Annotated in this window: 16 protein-coding genes; 8 read left to right on the forward strand and 8 right to left on the reverse strand. The window is 65.1% G+C overall.

Annotation, left to right across the window (positions count from 1 at the left end; translation table 11 throughout):
* Window positions 1-37 precede the first annotated feature (37 nt).
* From HMPREF3088_RS03295 to HMPREF3088_RS03305, 3 genes are all read right to left on the reverse strand, one after another.
* Window positions 38-982, reverse strand: coding sequence for an ABC transporter substrate-binding protein (locus tag HMPREF3088_RS03295; RefSeq protein ID WP_070758438.1), 945 nt, complete (start codon window positions 980-982; stop codon window positions 38-40).
* Between the two features lie 373 nt (window positions 983-1,355).
* Window positions 1,356-1,715 (reverse strand): FKBP-type peptidyl-prolyl cis-trans isomerase, encoded by a 360-nt coding sequence (locus tag HMPREF3088_RS03300; protein WP_070758439.1) that lies wholly within the window; start codon window positions 1,713-1,715, stop codon window positions 1,356-1,358.
* Between the two features lie 165 nt (window positions 1,716-1,880).
* Entirely contained in the window at window positions 1,881-3,164 is a 1,284-nt protein-coding gene (locus HMPREF3088_RS03305; RefSeq protein ID WP_083317311.1) for a citrate synthase, read from the reverse strand.
* Between the two features lie 379 nt (window positions 3,165-3,543).
* Here HMPREF3088_RS03305 and serC point away from each other — a divergent pair, with 379 nt between their 5' ends.
* From serC to HMPREF3088_RS03320, 3 genes are all read left to right on the forward strand, one after another.
* A complete protein-coding gene (gene serC / locus HMPREF3088_RS03310; RefSeq protein WP_012360794.1) occupies window positions 3,544-4,683 on the forward strand; it encodes a phosphoserine transaminase in 1,140 nt (379 codons plus the stop codon).
* Between the two features lie 190 nt (window positions 4,684-4,873).
* Window positions 4,874-6,076, forward strand: a complete 1,203-nt coding sequence (sepH, locus tag HMPREF3088_RS03315; RefSeq protein ID WP_070758440.1) for a septation protein SepH — start codon at window positions 4,874-4,876, stop codon at window positions 6,074-6,076.
* Between the two features lie 25 nt (window positions 6,077-6,101).
* Window positions 6,102-7,073 carry a DUF6928 family protein gene (locus tag HMPREF3088_RS03320; RefSeq protein WP_070758441.1) on the forward strand — a complete coding sequence of 324 codons (972 nt, stop codon included), beginning with the start codon at window positions 6,102-6,104 and terminating at the stop codon, window positions 7,071-7,073.
* 39 nt (window positions 7,074-7,112) lie between these two features.
* Here HMPREF3088_RS03320 and HMPREF3088_RS03325 read toward each other — a convergent pair whose 3' ends face one another.
* The 3 genes from HMPREF3088_RS03325 to HMPREF3088_RS03335 form a co-directional block, all read right to left on the reverse strand.
* Window positions 7,113-7,973, reverse strand: coding sequence for a TrmH family RNA methyltransferase (locus tag HMPREF3088_RS03325; RefSeq protein ID WP_070758442.1), 861 nt, complete (start codon window positions 7,971-7,973; stop codon window positions 7,113-7,115).
* Entirely contained in the window at window positions 7,973-9,457 is a 1,485-nt protein-coding gene (locus tag HMPREF3088_RS03330) for an NCS2 family permease (protein WP_070758443.1), read from the reverse strand. The genes HMPREF3088_RS03325 and HMPREF3088_RS03330 overlap by 1 nt, the downstream gene beginning before the upstream one ends.
* 207 nt (window positions 9,458-9,664) lie before the next feature.
* Entirely contained in the window at window positions 9,665-10,483 is an 819-nt protein-coding gene (locus HMPREF3088_RS03335) for a DUF3027 domain-containing protein (protein ID WP_012360800.1), read from the reverse strand.
* Here HMPREF3088_RS03335 and HMPREF3088_RS03340 point away from each other — a divergent pair.
* Both HMPREF3088_RS03340 and HMPREF3088_RS03345 read left to right on the forward strand, forming a co-directional pair.
* On the forward strand, window positions 10,467-11,339 hold the full coding sequence (locus HMPREF3088_RS03340) for a glutaminyl-peptide cyclotransferase (RefSeq protein WP_012360799.1): 873 nt from the start codon (window positions 10,467-10,469) through the stop codon (window positions 11,337-11,339). The genes HMPREF3088_RS03335 and HMPREF3088_RS03340 overlap by 17 nt on opposite strands.
* 116 nt (window positions 11,340-11,455) lie before the next feature.
* Window positions 11,456-12,106, forward strand: coding sequence for a DUF2771 domain-containing protein (locus HMPREF3088_RS03345; RefSeq protein WP_012360801.1), 651 nt, complete (start codon window positions 11,456-11,458; stop codon window positions 12,104-12,106).
* Between the two features lie 67 nt (window positions 12,107-12,173).
* Here HMPREF3088_RS03345 and HMPREF3088_RS03350 read toward each other — a convergent pair whose 3' ends face one another.
* Window positions 12,174-12,557 (reverse strand): cold-shock protein, encoded by a 384-nt coding sequence (locus tag HMPREF3088_RS03350; RefSeq protein WP_015381883.1) that lies wholly within the window; start codon window positions 12,555-12,557, stop codon window positions 12,174-12,176.
* A gap of 552 nt (window positions 12,558-13,109) precedes the next feature.
* Between HMPREF3088_RS03350 and HMPREF3088_RS03355 the strand changes: the two genes are divergently transcribed.
* Complete coding sequence (locus tag HMPREF3088_RS03355) at window positions 13,110-13,754, forward strand: resuscitation-promoting factor Rpf1 domain-containing protein (RefSeq protein ID WP_070758444.1); 645 nt, start codon at window positions 13,110-13,112, stop codon at window positions 13,752-13,754.
* 174 nt (window positions 13,755-13,928) lie between these two features.
* Here HMPREF3088_RS03355 and HMPREF3088_RS03360 read toward each other — a convergent pair whose 3' ends face one another.
* Window positions 13,929-14,120, reverse strand: a complete 192-nt coding sequence (locus HMPREF3088_RS03360; protein ID WP_012360804.1) for a hypothetical protein — start codon at window positions 14,118-14,120, stop codon at window positions 13,929-13,931.
* A 137-nt stretch (window positions 14,121-14,257) separates the two neighbouring features.
* Between HMPREF3088_RS03360 and HMPREF3088_RS03365 the strand changes: the two genes are divergently transcribed.
* Window positions 14,258-16,684: a helicase-associated domain-containing protein gene (locus HMPREF3088_RS03365; RefSeq protein ID WP_012360805.1), complete on the forward strand. Its 2,427-nt coding sequence runs from the start codon at window positions 14,258-14,260 to the stop codon at window positions 16,682-16,684.
* 124 nt (window positions 16,685-16,808) lie between these two features.
* Window positions 16,809-17,301 (forward strand): helicase-associated domain-containing protein (locus HMPREF3088_RS10660; protein ID WP_371441291.1); only part of this gene is annotated, 493 nt, incomplete at its 3' end.

Raw genomic sequence — 17,301 nt, forward strand, 5'->3', positions numbered from 1 at the left:
GAGCGGTGAGAGCGCTTTGATCACAGAGCTTCTGCAGCTAGACCGCGTCGGAGAACTTCTCGACGGCCCACGGGATGGTCAGGGGGTTGGGCATGCTCATCGCGTTACCGACGTTTTCCTCCATCCAGTACACCTTGCCCTCGCGAACCACCTCGAGCTTGCTGAAGGTTGGATCCTTCTTCAGAGTCCCCTGGTAATCGAGCACAAAGAGGTAATCCACGTTGTTGAGCTCGTTGTAATTCTCGGGAGCGATCTCGCGGTAGAACTCACCGCCGTTGCCTTCCAGCTCCCTTGGAATGTCGAAGCCCAAGTTCTCGATGAACTGTCCTCGACCATCGCCGGAAGTGTATAGGCCAATCTTGCCCTCGTAGGGCTTGACGATAGCTGCGCGCTTGCCCTTGAGCTCGGGGTGCTGCTTTTGGAAGTCCTCGAAAGCCTTCTGCGTCTCCTCGACGAGCTTGTCACCCTCCTCCTTCTTATCCACTGCCCCCGCGATCTGGGTTACCTGGTCTCGCCACGGGATCTGCCAGTCCGTTGTCCCCTCTGGCTTGACAGTGGTTGGGGCAATGTCGTTGAGAGCCTTCTTCGCCTGCTCATCCACGGCGTTGTTCACAGCGATGATCTTGTCGGGATCGGCAGCCGAAATCTTTTCCAGTACTTCAGCAGTGAAGCCTCTACCGGTGCCGTAGACAGTTTCTGGCTTCTCGTCCCCAAGCTTGTCGGTTGCCCATGGGCCAACGCCCGAGGCATCCACATCGCCCTCCGCACCCCACGGCGCTACCAGGACAGGCTGGATTCCGAGAGCGAGCAGTGTATCGGCGTCCCCGAGCCCAACTGCCGCGATCCGCTCATTGCCTGCCCCTTCCCCTCCTGAGGCCTGCTCCTCCCCTCGCGCGCAACCGGTGAGAACGAGGGCGGATACAGCCAGAGCTGCTGTGGTCTTGATAGCCGCGCGGCGGCTCAGAGTCTTCTTCAGGAACATGTCGGGCCTTAAAGTGTGAGAGTTTTGGGTGCTTCGGCTGCAGTAAGACATCGCGGTACAAGCGACCCAAAATATCCAGAAAGATTACACCGGCAGGTCACGGGCACAGCATGACGCGCAACGCTCTCAAAACAATACCAAGGGTAGCCTAAACATACAAAGCCTCGGCTTACCCGCTGGTAGCGATACCCAAAAAACTAGGACCCCCCAAGCACCACCAACAAGCCCCACCGTGTTCCACACACAGCACAACCCCCGCGCGGTTCCTCAGAAACCCGGCGGGGGTTGTGTGCGTTCGATCTAGCCTGCGCCGCCCGGAAGGACGACGCCTGCCAGCTACTTCGCGTCGATCAAGTCGATCACGCTGTGCCAGTTACTTCGCATCGATGAGATCGATAACGAAGACCAACGTGCGGCCCGCGAGGGGGTGCGGGGTGCCAGCCGGACCATAAGCCAGCGCCGGCGGGATCGTCAGCTTCCGGCGGCCACCCGTCTTCATACCCGGGATACCCTCCTGCCAACCAGCGATCAGGCCCGAGAGCGGGAACTGGATCGACTCACCGCGGTCCCAGGAGGAATCGAACTCCTGGCCGGTCTCGAAGTCCACGCCCACGTAGTGCACCTCAACCATGCCGCCAGGCACGGCCTCAGCACCATCGCCGACCACCAGGTCCTCGATCACGAGCTCTTCAGGCGCCGGACCAGCCCCAGCGTCAATCTGCGGCTTCGACATTCTTTGCCACTCTCCTCACGCCAGCCTTCACAGGCCGGCAAGTTTCCTTCTCAAAGAACAGCCCCGCCCCTGCCCTATGCAGGAGGCGGGGTGTCACAGCACCGACTGTACGTAGCCGGTAATGCCCACGCGAACCACGTTCTCACGCAGCTCGGCTAGCAGCAATTAGCGGTCGAGCTTGCGCTCGCTCTGGCCGGTGTAGATCTGACGCGGGCGGTTGATGCGCGCGGTCGGGTCGTTGACCTGCTCCAGGTAGTGAGCGATCCAGCCCGGCAGACGGCCGATGGCGAACAGAACCGTGAAGAAGTCGGTCGGGAAGCCCATCGCGCGGTAGATCAGGCCGGTGTAGAAGTCGACGTTCGGGTACAGCTTGCGCTCGATGAAGTAGTCATCGTTCAGCGCGATGTCCTCGAGCTTCATAGCCAGGTCCAGGAGGTGGTCGCCGCCCAGGTGATCCAGGATCTGGTGAGCGGACTCCTTCACGATTGCCGCGCGCGGGTCGTAGTTCTTGTAGACGCGGTGGCCGAAGCCCATCAGCTTCACGCCGTCTTCCTTGTTCTTGACCTTGGTCATGAACTCGTCGGCGTTGTCGCCGTTCGCGTGGATGTCCTCGAGCATCTCCAGAACGGCCTGGTTAGCGCCACCGTGCAGCGGGCCGGAGAGTGCGTTGATGCCACCGGCGACGGAAGCGAACATGTTGGCGTCGGAGGAGCCAACCATGCGAACCGTGGAGGTGGAGCAGTTCTGCTCGTGGTCAGCGTGCAGGATCAGCAGCTTGTCGAGCGCGTCGACGACGACCGGGTCGACCTCGTAAGGCTCGGTCGGGTAGCCGAACATGCTGCGCAGGAAGTTCTCGCGAGCATTCAGGGAGTTGTCCGGGTACATGTACGGCTTACCCTGGGATGCGCGGTAAGCGTAGGCAGCCAGCATCGGAACCTTCGCCATGAGGCGGTAGGTGTTCAGCTGCTGCTTCTCCGGGTCACGCGGGTCCAGGTCATCCTGGTAGTAGGTGGACAGAATGTTCACGGAGGAAGCCAGGACGCTCATCGGGTGAGCATCACGCGGGAAGACGCGGAATGCAGCCTTGAAGTCCTCATCCAGGAGGGTGTGGCGGCGGATGCGCTCGGAGAACTCCTTGAGCTCATCCTGGTTCGGCAGCTCGCCGTTGATCAGCAGGTAGGAGACCTCGTTGAAGGTGGCATTGTTAGCCAGGTCAGCGATGTCGTAACCGCGGTAACGCAGAATGCCGTTTGCGCCGTCGATGTAGGTGATCTCGGACTTGGTGGAGCCCGTGTTCACGTAGCCAGGGTCCAGGGTGGTCAGGCCGGTTTCAGCCAGCATCTTGCCAAGCGCGACACCGTCGTTACCCTCGGTCGCCCTGACGATGTCCATTTCGTACTCTCCACCTGGGTAGTGGAGAACGGCCTTGTCCTGATTATCGGTAGCCAATTGCCATCCCTTTCTAAAAGTTCACGTGCGATATCTCCACACGCGGAGTACGTCCGTAGCTAACAGTGTATAGCGCTTGTGGCTCGTCGCGCGGCGTACGCCTTGAAACTTTGCGTGCTGCCCCGCATGAGCGGGCACCGAGCCGCCAGGCGGCTCTAGTGAAGTTCCCTGCCGCTGCCGTTCCACAGCGCCGTGGGATACCCCAGCATTCTACGTCATATGTGAGCTACGCGACATTCTTGGGGTACGCCGCCTCTACCCCCAGCGGGTGGCGGCCCCCAGAATGCCGCCCGCTAAAATGAGAACTGAACCACAAAGCCCACCGCCTCACGCGGCCACGCAGTGAGGACAGTTAGGACAGCAAGGAAGGTCCGAATCTATGGCAACCCCAAACAACGAACTGCCAACTCTGCCCCAGGAACTCATCCCCGGCGACGGCCGCTTCGGCTGCGGCCCGTCCAAGGTTCGCCCAGCTCAGCTGCAGGCCATCTCCGATAGCGCAGCCATCATGGGCACCTCCCACCGCCAGGCTGGAGTCAAGGACGTCGTCGGTAGCGTCCGCGAGGGCCTGAGCGAACTGTTCAGCCTCCCGGAAGGTCACGAGATCGTCCTCTCCCTCGGTGGCGCGACCGCATTCTGGGACGCCGCGAGCTTCGGCCTGATCCGCAACAAGTCCGCCCACCTCACCTACGGCGAGTTCTCCGGCAAGTTCGCCACCGTCTCCAAGAAGGCGCCGTGGCTCGACGCCCCGGAGATCGTCGAGGCGGAGCCAGGCACCGCACCGTCCCCGTCCCAGCTGGATAACGCGGACGCCGACGTCGTCGCATGGGCCCACAACGAGACCTCCACCGGCGCGATGGTGGACGTCACCCGCCCGGCTGGCGACGCGCTCGTCCTGATCGACGCCACCTCCGGCGCTGGTGGTCTTCCGGTGGACATCGCCCAGACGGATGCCTACTACTTCTCCCCGCAGAAGTGCTTCGCCTCCGACGGTGGCCTGTGGCTCGCCGCCTTCTCCCCTGCCGCGATCGAGCGCGTCGAGGAGATCGCCGCAACCGACCGCTACATCCCGGCCTTCCTGGACCTGAAGACCGCCGTCGATAACTCCCGTAAGAACCAGACCTACAACACCCCGGCCGTCGGCACCCTGGTGATGCTCGACAACCAGGTGCAGTGGATGAATGAGAACGGCGGCCTGGACGGCATGGTCAAGCGCACCACCGAGTCCTCCAGCCACCTGTACTCCTGGGCTGAGGGCCGCGACGGCGCCAACCCGTTCGTCACCCCGGCGTCCGCCCGCTCCCTGGTCGTGGGCACGATCGACTTCGACGAGTCCATCGACGCCGCGCAGATCGCCAAGATCCTGCGCGCCAACGGCATCCTGGACACCGAGCCGTACCGCAAGCTGGGCCGCAACCAGCTGCGCATCGGCATGTTCCCGGCCATCGACCCGGAGGATGTCAAGAAGCTGACCGCCGCGATCGACTGGATCCTCGATAACGGCCACGCCGCGAAGTAACTGATCCAGCGGGGCTGGTTTTCTAGCCCCTCCCCTGCGCCGGCCGCGCGCCCGAGAATCACCCGGGCCCGGCCGGCGCCGACGTACCTGCCTGGGATTCGTTGCCCAACAAGCACTGTGACTGCGACACACCGGCAGGCAATCTTCGTTAAAGTTGTTAAGAGTGATTTTTAGGCGTGAGGAGACCCCAATGAGGGAACTGAAACTGGTAACGACTGACAGCGATGCTCAGTCGCTGGTTTTCGTACCCGCCGAGGCACCGGCGGGGGCTGAACCTGCCGAAGAGTTCTTCCTCGCGGTCACCGACGAACTCCGCGAGCTGCTGGGCGCGGCCGAGGGCAGCGAGTCGGGCTCCGAGCACGGCTCCGAGCAGGCTGCGGACGCGGCCGGGGTTCCGGCGGCAGACACCGAGGACCCGGGCGCCGAAGCGAAGGATGCTTCGGAGGACGACGCCGGTTCCGGCACTTCTGGTGACGGGCTGGCCGCCGCGTTCTCCGAGCTGCGGGAAAACGAGTCCCGGGCCCGTGCCGAGCGCGAACGCGCCCGCCAAACCGAGCAGGAGTCCGCAGACGAGGAGCGCGTCCGCAAGGGCTTCGGGACCAAGGCGGGCAGCGGGCGACCGCACCGCACCCGCATCGCGCTGAGCCCCCGCATCATCCAGGATCGGGTCCGCCACGGCGCCAGCATCGCGGAGCTCGCCGAGGAAGCAGACACGGACGAGTCCCGCATCGAGCCTTATGCGTGGCCCATCCTGCAGGAGCGCTCCCGCATTGCGGAGCTGGCCCGCTCGGCTCGCCCGGCCACGAGCGAGGGAACGTCCGAGCACACGCTGTGGGAGGCGCTGGCCACTGCCTTCGCTGCGCGCGAGGAGAACGTCGCCGACACCCAGTGGGATGCCCACCAGGATCAGTCCCGGCAGTGGGTCGTGACCGTCAGCTGGGCGAAGGCCGCGGCGGGGCAGACCAACACGCACTCCGCTGAGTTCCTCTTCGAGCCCTCCGCCACCGGTGGTCACAACCTGGTCCACCCGCTGGACTCCGTGGCACGCGACCTCGTGGATCCTCGTTTCTCCCAACCGGTGCGCAGCGTGACCCCGCTGCACCCGGTGGACAATGCGGAGAGCGGTGGTGGTCACCCGGCCGCTGGCGCCCACGACCTGTTCGCCAACACCCAGGGAGGCACGACCCCCGAGCGCCGCGAGGATCAGCGTGCACCGGAGCACGGCAATGCGCCGGCCAGCGGCGAGGCCGCTGAATCGGGCGCCGAGCAGGGCGAGGATTTCCTCCTGCATCCGACCGAGGAGCAGGGCAAGAAGCGCCGCCGCAAGGCCGTTACCCCGCACTGGGAGGACGTCCTGCTGGGCGTGCGCACCAATCCGAAGAAGAAGCGCTAAAGCACACCGTCGATAGGGTTAAGCCATGGCCGAAGAGACCGCGAACCCCAACCAGGGTGGCGTCATCACCCAGCCGCACACGCTGGTCACCTTGTGGTTCGTTAACGCGGCGGATCCCCGCAGCGTGTTGGACGCCGAACCCGCCCCCGACCGTGGCTTCGCGCGCAAGTACCTCGCGCAGGTCAACCCGGCCTGGCCGCTGACGCACATCGGGGACTTCGACATGACGCGCAGCACCTCACCCGATGTCCATGAGTTCTACATCGGCGCATTTCCTGAGGTCTCGGTCGTGCAGACGATCATGCCGGGCCTACTGCGCCTCTCCGAGATCCCGGAGAGCTACCGCAACCTCGTCGCTGCCGCGGACGTGTATGCCACGGCCTACGTGCCCGAGGACGCCGGCGAATCCGAGGACTCCCAGACCTACGCTGGTCTGGGCGGATTCGCCCACTGGTCCGGCGGCACCCTCAAACGGGCGTTCAGCGCCACCCGGGAGAACATCCTGGAAGACGTGGGCCTTCCGATGCCCTTCGAGATGCCCTTCTGGGAGGGCAACGCCGAGGCCACAGGCATCCAGCTGCCGTTTATCCCCCACGAGATCGCCGCGGCCGCCGCCGAGGAGTGGCTGGGATTCCGCACCGACGGCTCGGGCCCCAGCATCCACATCAGCGCCTTCGCTACCGACGGTCGGCCAGAGACGAAGTCGCGGGCCACCGATCCTGCCCGCCTTAGCGGAGCGCGTTCGCAGTCCGCCGAGGACTCCGGACTGTCCGGCACAGACGACGGCGCCAGCTACGACGACTACACCCCGGGTGGCACATCGAACACTGAGGTCAAGCCAGCAGCCGAGCTCGCGAAGGACGTCGCCGCCGCCACCGGTAGGCTCGCCGTGCGCGGCGCCAAGCAGGCCTGGGGCGGCCGCTACGGGATCAAGAACATGGGCCGCAAGCTCCGCGACGAGGCCCAGCGCCTGGCGCGCAATAGCGGGCGGAACTAACGCACGCGTCGGCCTGCCCCAGGCACCGCCGCCGTCCCCCTAGTAGCGGCTGGCGTAGAAGCCGATAGCGGCGGCCGTCGCCACGTTCAGCGAGTCCGTCCCCGGCATCATCGGAATTTTCGCCCGCATATCGGCCGCGCGCATCGCGTGCTCCGTCAAACCCGGACCTTCGGCACCAACCATGATCGCGATGCGCGCCCCCTCCCCCTGCTCACGGCGCACCGCGTGCACCGCGTCCGCCAAACTCAGCTCCGTGTCCGGGGTCATCGCGATGATCTGAAAGCCTGCCTCCCGGACCGCGTCCAGGCCGTGCTGCCAGTTCGTCGTCTTGCCCGAAAAACGCGCCCACGGCACGCGCAACACGTGCCCCATGCTCACGCGTACCGCGCGACGATACAGCGGGTCAGCCGTTGCCGCACCAAAGAGCACCGCATCGACCCCCAGGCCCGCGGCGTTGCGGAAGAGCGCACCAATATTCTCGTGGTCCCCCACGCCCTCCAGGATGGCGATCACGCTCGGCCCAGCGGGAATATCCGCCAGGACCTCCGGAACCGTGCGTTCCGGGATGCGGTCCGCCGCGGCTACGAGTCCGCGGTGCATGTCGAAGCCCGCAACCTCCCGCAGCACCTCGCGGGAGACCTGGTAGACCACTGGTCCACCGGCCGGCTGAGCGGCCGAGCAGGTGACGTCCTGAAGAACGGAGAGCTTGCCCTCGAAACCGACCACCGACCGCGCCGGGTACCCCGAGGCCAACAGCCGGGGCACGACCAGCGAACCCTCCGCGATGACCAGCCCCTTGCCGCCCGGCAGATCGGGCCGGGAATCCGAGGAATTGAGATTCCGGAAATCGTCCAGCCGCGGGTCTGCCGGGTCGGTGATGGCGATCGGGACCAGGTGCACTATTTAATCGCCCCCAGGATCGGATCCACCGCGAAGTACACGACGAACAGGGCCGCCACGACGTACAGCAGCGGGTGGACCTTCTTCGCGCGGCCCGCGATCACGGACATCACCACGTAGGTCACGAAGCCCACGCCGATGCCGTTAGCGATGGAGTAGGTAAACGGCATGACGACGATCGTCAGGAACGCCGGGAGCGCGATAGAGAAATCACCGAAGTCGATGTCCTTGACCTGCGACATCATCATCGCACCAACGATCACCAGCACGGGTGCCGCGGCCTCGATCGGGACGATCTCGTACAGCGGGGTGAGGAACATCGCGGCGAGGAACAGCAAGCCGGTGACGACGTTTGCCAGGCCGGTGCGGGCGCCGTCGGCGATACCGGAGGCGGAGTCCACGAAGACGGTGTTGGAGGAGGCAGATGCCGCGCCACCGACGACCGCACCTGCGCCCTCGACGACCAGGGCGGTCTTCAGGTTCGGCAGGCGGTCCTCATCATCCATGAGATTGGCCTGCTTACCGAGCGCGGTCATGGTGCCCATGGCGTCGAAGAAGTTCGCGAGCACCAGGGTGAACACCAGCAGGGAGGCTGCGAGCACGCCCACGCGGGAGAAAGCACCAAGCAGGTCGACCGCACCCAGCAGGGAGAGGTCCGGCAGGCCGCCCACAGAATCCGGCAGGGTAGGCACGGACAGGGACCAGCCCTTCGGGTTCGGCTCACCGTTCTCGAAAGACGCGCCCGACGGTGCGAGTGCCTCGATGACGACCGCAATGATGGTGTTGATGACGATGCCAATGAACAGGCCACCACGGACCTTGCGGACCACGAGCCCGCCACAGATCAGCAAACCGAGGACGAAGACGAGGGTCGGCCAGGTAGCGATCGAGCCGTTGATGCCCAGGCCGACCGGGACAGTGGTGCCAGCGGCATCCGGGACGCGTCGGACGAAGCCGGAGTCCACCAGGCCGATCATGGCGATGAACAGGCCGATACCCACGCCGATCGCAGCCTTCAGGCTGGCCGGGATCGAGTTGAAGACCGCCTCGCGGAAGCCCGTGACGGCCAGGAGGACGATGATGATGCCGTCGATGACCACCAGGCCCATGGCCTCTGGCCAGGTCAGCCCCTCGGTAGCAACGAAAGTCACCGCGACCAGGGTGTTGATGCCCAGGCCGGCGGCGATACCGAACGGGTACTTGGCAATGACACCAAAAGCAATGGTCATCACGCCGGCAGCGAAGGCCGTCACCGCGGCGACGCGGGAGGTGCCGAGGACGTCGCCGTTGACGTCCGCGCCCGTTCCCAGGATCAGCGGGTTCAGAATGATGATGTAGGCCATCGCGAAAAACGTGACCACGCCACCGCGAATCTCGTCGGGGATGGTGGAGCCACGCTCCGTGATGTGGAAGAAGCGATCCAACCCGCTACGGGCGGGCTGTTGCGATGGAGCCGAATCTGGTGAGGCGGCGGAGGTGGACATGGACGTGCAAAATCCCTTCGGACGCAGTGTTATTTCGCCTAAGAGATTCTCACTTCGGCCCAAGATTCTGCAACCAACAGCCTCGTTGGCTCGGGGGTGGCCGGGGCTGGTCGCGGGGCTGCGGTCAGAACTTGCGCGGAGCCCTACCTACGGGTGGCCGGGGATGCGGCAACAACCGCGCCAGACGCTGCGCCGACCGTGGTGGCTTTAGATCCCGTCGTCGAAGGCGCCGTACTCGCGGCCACCGGTGGAGTCGAACTCCTCCTTCGTCTCCGAATGCGCGCCGCAGCCGTAGGTCGCGTGCACTACGCGCCCATCGGCGGAATACTCATTAGTGCACATGCCGAACTGGGTATCGGGGTTATTGATCGGCAGGTAGAAAGCGCAGGTCTTGCAGCTCATCGCCGCCTTCTCCGCGAACTCGGAGTTCGGGCCGAAGTTGCCCTTCCGCCACCGCTGCAGGGTGTCGGCCAGTCCCTTCGCGCTCAGCGCCTGTGGTGCCTTCTGGTTGCGGGGGAAGTTCTCCAGTTCAGCGCGCCGGTCCTTCGCCAGCTCGTCCCAGGACGCCAGGCGCTCGTCGTCTTCCCGTGGCGGGAGGGTGTCGCCGGGGCCCAGGTCCCCCGGGCGCACGCGATCTTCGTAGGGAACCCACTCGGGCGCGAGTTCGGCCTTCGCCCCTGCTTGGAGGGCGACCTCGTTGACGGTGATCTCCTGGCTGCCCGGCACCGCGGCGAGCACTGCGATCCATTCCCAGTCCTTATATCCGGGGGTGAGGCTCGCGAAGCGGTGAATGGCCACGTGCCCGGAGTCCTGCCCCTGGCGCGGCGGAACCTTCACCCCGAGGTGCTCGCCCACCTCCCCCTCGGCTGCCTCGGTGATTACCTCCCGGGCAATCTCACGGGCCTCGGCGCTGAAGAGCAGCTGGTCGCGCTGTTTCTTGTGCTTAGTCATCTCCCCCATTATGCCCTGCACGCCACCGAGCGGGGCACAGCCGAGCGCCTGGGGCACAATGGAGGCCATGACCATTGCAGCTTTTGCCCGTTCTGCGCGCCGGCCTGTCCGGCTGATGATCGGTGCGGTACTCGCCGCTGGCCTGCTGACCGGCTGCGGCTCCGCCGACGACGAGGCCACCCAGGCCGCCGGGCCCGCCACGGCAGCGGAAGATGCCCGCCAGCCAGAGCAGCTCAAGGCCACCGTGATCGCCGAGCACCCGTGGGACGCCACCAGCTTCACCCAGGGCGTGGAGGTCGTGGACGAAGGAAAACTCCTGGTGGGGACGGGCCGCAACGGCGAATCCCGGATTTACCACAGCACCATCGACGGTGAGCAGTCCGATAGCCACGACCTCGACCGCCGCTACTTCGGCGAAGGGGTCACCCGCCACGTCGATAAGGACGGCCACGCCACCGTCTGGCAACTGACCTGGAAGGAAAACACCGCATTCCGGCGGGACGCCGACACCCTAAAGGAACTGGACCAAGTCCGCTACGAGGGCGAGGGCTGGGGAATCTGCTCCACCGGGGAGCAGCTGGTGATGAGTGACGGCTCCGGCACGCTGACCTTCCGCGATCCGGAGAGTTTCGCCGCCACGGGCAGCGTGGATGTCACGCGCGGCGGCGAGCCCACCACCATGCTCAACGAGCTCGACTGCCGGGGTGACGAGGTCTGGGCCAATGTGTGGCAAAGCGACGAGATCTACCGCATCGACCCCGCCACCGGGGAGGTCACCGGGGTCGTGGACATGACGGGGCTGGTGCCCACCGCTCGGCAGGCCGGGGTCGACGTCCTCAACGGCATCGCCCACGTGCCGGGAACCGACCGGTTCTACCTGACCGGGAAGCTGTGGGACACGATGTACGAGGTCACCTTCGAGCCCGCGTAGGAGCTACGGGCCGCCACTCCCCTCCTCAAGGTATTCTCCGATCGCACGCTGCGGGGGTGCGCCCGGCAGGGGCAGCCACTGCGACTTTGCGTCGGCGCAAGTTAGCATGAGTAGCCGTGAACTCTTCTAACTCTCAACCGCGTCCCGAGGACACCGAGCAGTTCCTCAAGCGAGCCAACGCAAGCAAGCCGACCCCGGCGGAGGGCGCACCGCAGCGCTCCCGCCCCAGCGCGAAGCAGCGCCGCAAAGCAGAGCAGCGCAAGCAGCTGATCACCATGCTGAGCATTCTCGCGCTCGTCGTGGTGATCGTCGGCGCCGTACTAGCGGTGAACTGGTGGCAGAACAACCGCGAGGGAACCCTGCCGGAAAACCAGCGCGTCGTCGCCGTCGTCGGGGACGAAGAGGTAGAAATCCCACCGTATTCGGCCTGCGAGATCGACGACCCCGATTGCGAGCCAGGAAAGCCCTTCGAGCTGGACTTCAAGGGCCAGGAGGAGATCACCCTCCGCATCCCGGAGGATGTCTACGACCACGACTGGGCAATGCTCAGCATCTTCGACGACCCGGGCGCGAACGACGAGCAGTACCACAAGGCCAACGAGACGACCGAGACCACGGTGCGGCTGAAGTCGGAGAAGAAGAAGTCCGACGGATCCAACCCCGAGCTCACCGTGGTGGAAATCCACTCCCTGCTCGTCGGTCGCGACGCTGACGGCGAGGAGACCCCCGTGGCCACGGTATGGGCCATCTCCCCGGCCGGAAAATAACAGCCAGAGCAAAAGGAACGCCCCGGCATTGCCGGGGCGCAAGGGTGTTATTAGGGGCTAACGGGGGTTAGGAATCGAGCTCGCGCGCGATAGTGCGAAGAATCTCTACGATCTGGCGAGAGTCACGGCGATCCGGTCGGCGCCCCGCCTGCAGGACCGGAACAACCTCGGAGTCCAACAGGTTGATGGTGTCCTGCACCATGCCAGCCAGCTGCTCTGGCTTAAAGCGGTGCTGGGCGCGGCGGGGACCGGCGTCCAGAATGGTCAAGCTGAGCGCCTGTGGTCCGCGACGGGCAGCCACAAACTCATATTCCACGCGCTGACCTGGGACGAGTTCCGTGACCCCCTCGGGCAGAACCTGGCGGCCGACGTAGACGTCCTCCTCACCAGGATTGGATACAAAGCCGAAGCCCTTGTCGGCGTCGAACCAACGAACTTTACCGACTGGCATGTTGCCTCACCTTTCTTCTCTTCCTTACCTTGGCGCGCTGTGCGGTCTTTCCCGCGAGGCTTCACGCGCCGTGGGGCGGATGCCGCAAGCAACGTCCGCACGGTGAATGTGCGATCCCGCCCAGTGTTAAGCCTCCAGGATACCCGCTTCGGCGCGCACCCCTGGGCTACTGAAGAAGCTGAAATTAGCAGGCCGCCCCAGCGAGTGCACAATCCATGACGCAGGCCACTGCGTGGCACATCAATGCGCCGAAACCCCGCCCCGATCGGTGAAACACGTCACAATCCAGGAAAAAATTACGATTCGTTATTTTTCATTAACGGCCAGGTCAAATGCCTTTTATAAGGGCCTCCCACCGAACGCGCGGCGGGTTTTCTTCCCGAAGAACGTGACTATTTCGTTATAAACGGCTAGCGTATGTTCTCAGCACAGAGCAGAACGCTCACAGCGTCGCGCACATCAGCACGGCGCACCATTGAAGCAAGAGAACACGAAACGAACGGTTTTCGGCCGGTCACAGCACCGGCCACCGGAAGGGAAACTCAAGAAAAAATGGGACGCCACTCGAAGCGCAACTCCATCTCCACCGTCGGCCGCATCGCCGTCGCAGGTGCCGCACTCTCCGCAGGTGCCGCCGCTTTCGCACCGGCAGCCTCCGCTGCACCGGACTCTGACTGGGACCGCCTGGCTCAGTGTGAGGCCGGCGGCAACTGGCAGATCAACACCGGCAACGGCTACCACGGTGGCCTGCAGTTCTCCCCGTCCACCTGGAACGCATACGGTGGCCAGAAGTACGCACCGTACGCATACCAGGCAAGCCGTGAGCAGCAGATCGCCGTCGCCGAGAAGGTCCTGGCAGGCCAGGGCTGGGGCGCATGGCCGTCCTGCTCCGCACAGCTGGGCCTGAACTCTGCCCCGACTCCGCGCAACGTCTCCGCGAAGCCAGCCCCGAAGAAGGCCGCACCGCAGGCCGAGGCTAAGAAGGCTGTCTCCCAGCTCGCCCAGCAGAAGGACGTCCTGGCGATCGATAAGGTCTACCAGCAGATCGTCGAGCGCTTCGAGGCTGCAGGCCTGGCAGTCCCGGCACCGGTCGAGGAGTTCTACAAGGCTCACCGCGTGAACCTCAACAACCACCTCAACGCGCACAACGCCCGCGTTGCTCAGGCACAGCAGATCCTGAACCAGTTCGGCCTCTAAGCTCAACGCTTAAGCACGCATCGCAAAACAGCCCCGGCTAGCGAGGAAAACTCGCCGACCGGGGCTGTTGTAATTGCTAGCCGCTCCTGCCCGTGGCAGCTATCGCTTAACGCTGGCGGTTAGAAACGCGAAATCCGCCGTGGGGAGCTTGAACCCCACGGCGTGAAAACGCTATTAGCGGTTGATCACCGTGTCTGGGTGGACGTACGGGAGAGTGGAGGAGTCCACCGGCCACTCGATCTCGCCGTAAGGGGAAAGAGCGCCTGCCGAGAACGCCACCAGCTCGGTGACAGCGTGCTGACCCTCTGGAATATCAGTCGGCCACGCCGGGTCTACATAGCCTTTTTTCTTTTCAACGTTCGCCATAGTTTGAGTTTCTCACATCACACCGAAAATCGCACCATAGGAGGCGAAAAACAGCTGACCGGTCCACCCGTTTGGGAAAGCCCGCGCTTCGCTGCCGACGGACGCAGGCGGGGCCAGTCCATTAGAATGGTTTGCCTATGACTGCCCCCGACTCTCCCCGTGACGATGCATCGAACCCTCCCCTCAGCTATCCCGCATGGCTGCTGGGGCAGGATTACGCGTCGCTAGCCGGGCTCCTGGGCAGGCTCCACAGCCGCGGGGCGATTGACCTGCTCGCCCCCACTCCCCTCTCCGAGCTTGGATCCACCGCCCGCGGGGCGTCCTATTACGCAGGTTCCGACACGCTGGCTGGTGCGGCGGGCGCGTTGGACGACACGCTGCTCGACAGCGCCAGCATTCGCTTCCTCTCCGCCATCGAGCTGCTGGTACTGCACGCCGGCTTCGAACTAGACGCAACTCACGACTGGATCAGCGCCAGCGACATCATTGCGACCGCCACAGAACTACTGGACATCGCTGGAACGCCGGCCGAGCGCCGCCCCAGCCAGGCGGATCTGCTGGCAGCCATGCGCTCCTGCGCGTCATGGGGCCTGATCTACGGCCCCCGGTGGTCGCTATCCCTCGACTCGGAGCACCCGTCCGATTCCGAGCACCTGGACGAACTTCTACTCAAACTACCCGGACCCCTCACTACCATGTTCCACCCCTCGGTCCGGGAACTGTGGCGGCTTGCTGACTGCAACCGCTGCCCCATCCCCACGGCGGAGCTACCCGACACGGTGGAGGCCCTCCCCGACCGCCAGCGTCGCCTGCTCAGCACCCTCAACAACGCGGGCGGGGTGGGCCATTCCGAATCCCTGCGGCCGGGCGCAGACCCCGACCAGCCACTGCCCACCTTGGTGCGCACCGGGATCTTGGACCAAATCGATGAGAACACCGCCCGGTTAAGCGGCCGAGTCGCCCAGTACCTACGGGGCACCCTGATCGCCGAACCCGGCGGAGACTTCCGCCCGGCGCGCCCTGTCAACCGTTCGACCGGCGAGGCCGGCCCCCATGACCCGGCAGCTGTCGAGGATTCGGCGTCCGAGCCTTCGACCACCGACCCGAATAGTCAGGCCTCGGCCACGGCGGTCGCGAATGTCATCCAGACGATTCAGGACTTAACCGAACTACTGGAGGAACTGGGGTCCGAGCCCATTCAGCCGCTGATGTCCGGCGGCATTGGGGTCCGTGAAATGAACCGCATCGCTCGCCGCTGGGGCACCGACTCCGATGAGGTGGCCCGCCGCCTCACGCTGGCTTACGAGGCAGGCCTGGTGGACCTTGGTTTTGCACACCCACCCGCCGGAGACGGCCCAGTCTGGGCTCCGACCGAGCCAGCCATGGACTTCCTTGAAGCCTCCCTAGCTACCCAGTGGGCGATGCTGCTGCTCGGTTGGCACGCTAGCCCCTACGCCCCCTGGCATGCTGAGGCGCTGGATGTCCGCGCCTTCCAGGAGGAGTTGCTGGACCCGAATGCGGCTCACCTCCGCCAGTTGTTTCCCTTCCTTTTTAGGACGCCAACGGGCGCGACGACAACCACCGCGCAACTCGCTGATCAGCTGTGGCGTGTGCAGCCTTTCCAGGCCTGGGGCACGACCGCGGAGGGGCTGGAGGCGATCGTCGCGGAGTCGGTGGACCTGGGGCTCACCGCGTTGGGAGAACCCACGGCAGCGCTGTCGGCTTTGAAGCTAGCCCGCGAGGCCGCTGAGGCTCGTGCCGCCCGATCCGCAGCCGCGGCTGCCCACGCCCCAGATGACGTCAGCGCGGCGGAGGATGACAACGATGACGACGACCCCGTCGTCGCGCTGGCAGCAAGCCTGGACGAGCTGCTGCCTTCCCCTGTCAAGTACCTCATCATCCAGGGCGATCACACCGTCATGGCCCCGGGCCTGCTGGCTTCGGCAGACGCGGCGATGCTGCGAGCCATGGCAGTGCAGGAATCCTCCGGCATCGCCTCGGTCTGGCGGATCACGAAGGCGAGCCTGCAGTCCGCGTTCCGTACCGGGCATCGCAGCGAGGAGGTCTCAGAGTTCCTCTCAACCATGACCCCGGGCGGGCTGCCGGCGGTGCCGCAGTCCATCCGGTACCTCATCGAGGATGCCGAGCGAGGCCTTGAGCTCTCGGGCAGCACCCCGGAGGATGCCTCGGCCAGCGGCCGCAGCTCCGTGCCGCACCGCCTGCAAGGAAGGTCAGGCCGGCATTCCGACTCGCAGCTGCGGGAGGCCATCGCAGCCGAGATCGAAAGCTACCGACGGGCCGCGAGCGTCGAGAGCGAGGCCCACGAGGGCGACGAAGTCACGCTGACCGAGCCCCGCGCCGCGCTGTCCGCGCTGCGTCAGGCCTATGCCGCGGGCCACCAGGTGCGCCTGAGCTACGCAGAGGCGGATGGTTCTACGGTGAGCGCGTGGATCTCGGTGGTGATGGTCACTGCCTCGCAGATCACCGCAGTGACCGAGCCGGATGGCGAGACCTTCACGGTGCACCCGCACCGAGTGGTCGCAGTCTCCGTCCCTTCGCGCTAGCCTGAAGTTTTGACGCTTTTCGGGTCGGCTCAAGCAGCAGACCCGGAATACAAGTGTTTCTGCCCCGGCGCGACCGTTTTCCGCACCGCCGGGTCACACGTCTTCCAAGGAAAGGACAACGGCTTTGCCCATCGGCGACGGCCCCTTGATCGTGCAGTCGGATAAGACCGTGCTGCTCGAGATCGACCACCCGAAGGCGCAGGAGGCACGCAACGCGCTGGCCCCGTTCGCGGAACTGGAGCGCGCCCCAGAGCACGTGCACACCTACCGCATCACCCCGCTGGCTCTGTGGAACGCCCGCGCGGCAGGGCACGACGCGGAGCAGATCATGGACGTGCTGGAAACCTACTCGCGGTTCCCCGCCCCGCAGCCGCTGCTCATCGACATTGCCGACACGATGGATCGCTACGGGCGGCTGAAGCTCATCAAGCACCCAGCGCACGGGCTCGTGCTAGAGACGACGGACAGGGCTGTGCTGACGGAGATCCGGCGTCACAAAAAGATCAAGCCCATGTTGGGCGCAGAGATCGACGAGGACTCGATCGTTGTGCACCCTTCCGAGCGCGGCAGGCTCAAGCAGGAGCTGCTGAAGGTTGGCTGGCCGGCAGAGGACGAGG

This window comes from Corynebacterium sp. HMSC22B11 (assembly GCF_001815965.1).
In the GTDB taxonomy this organism is placed as follows: Bacteria; Actinomycetota; Actinomycetes; order Mycobacteriales; family Mycobacteriaceae; genus Corynebacterium.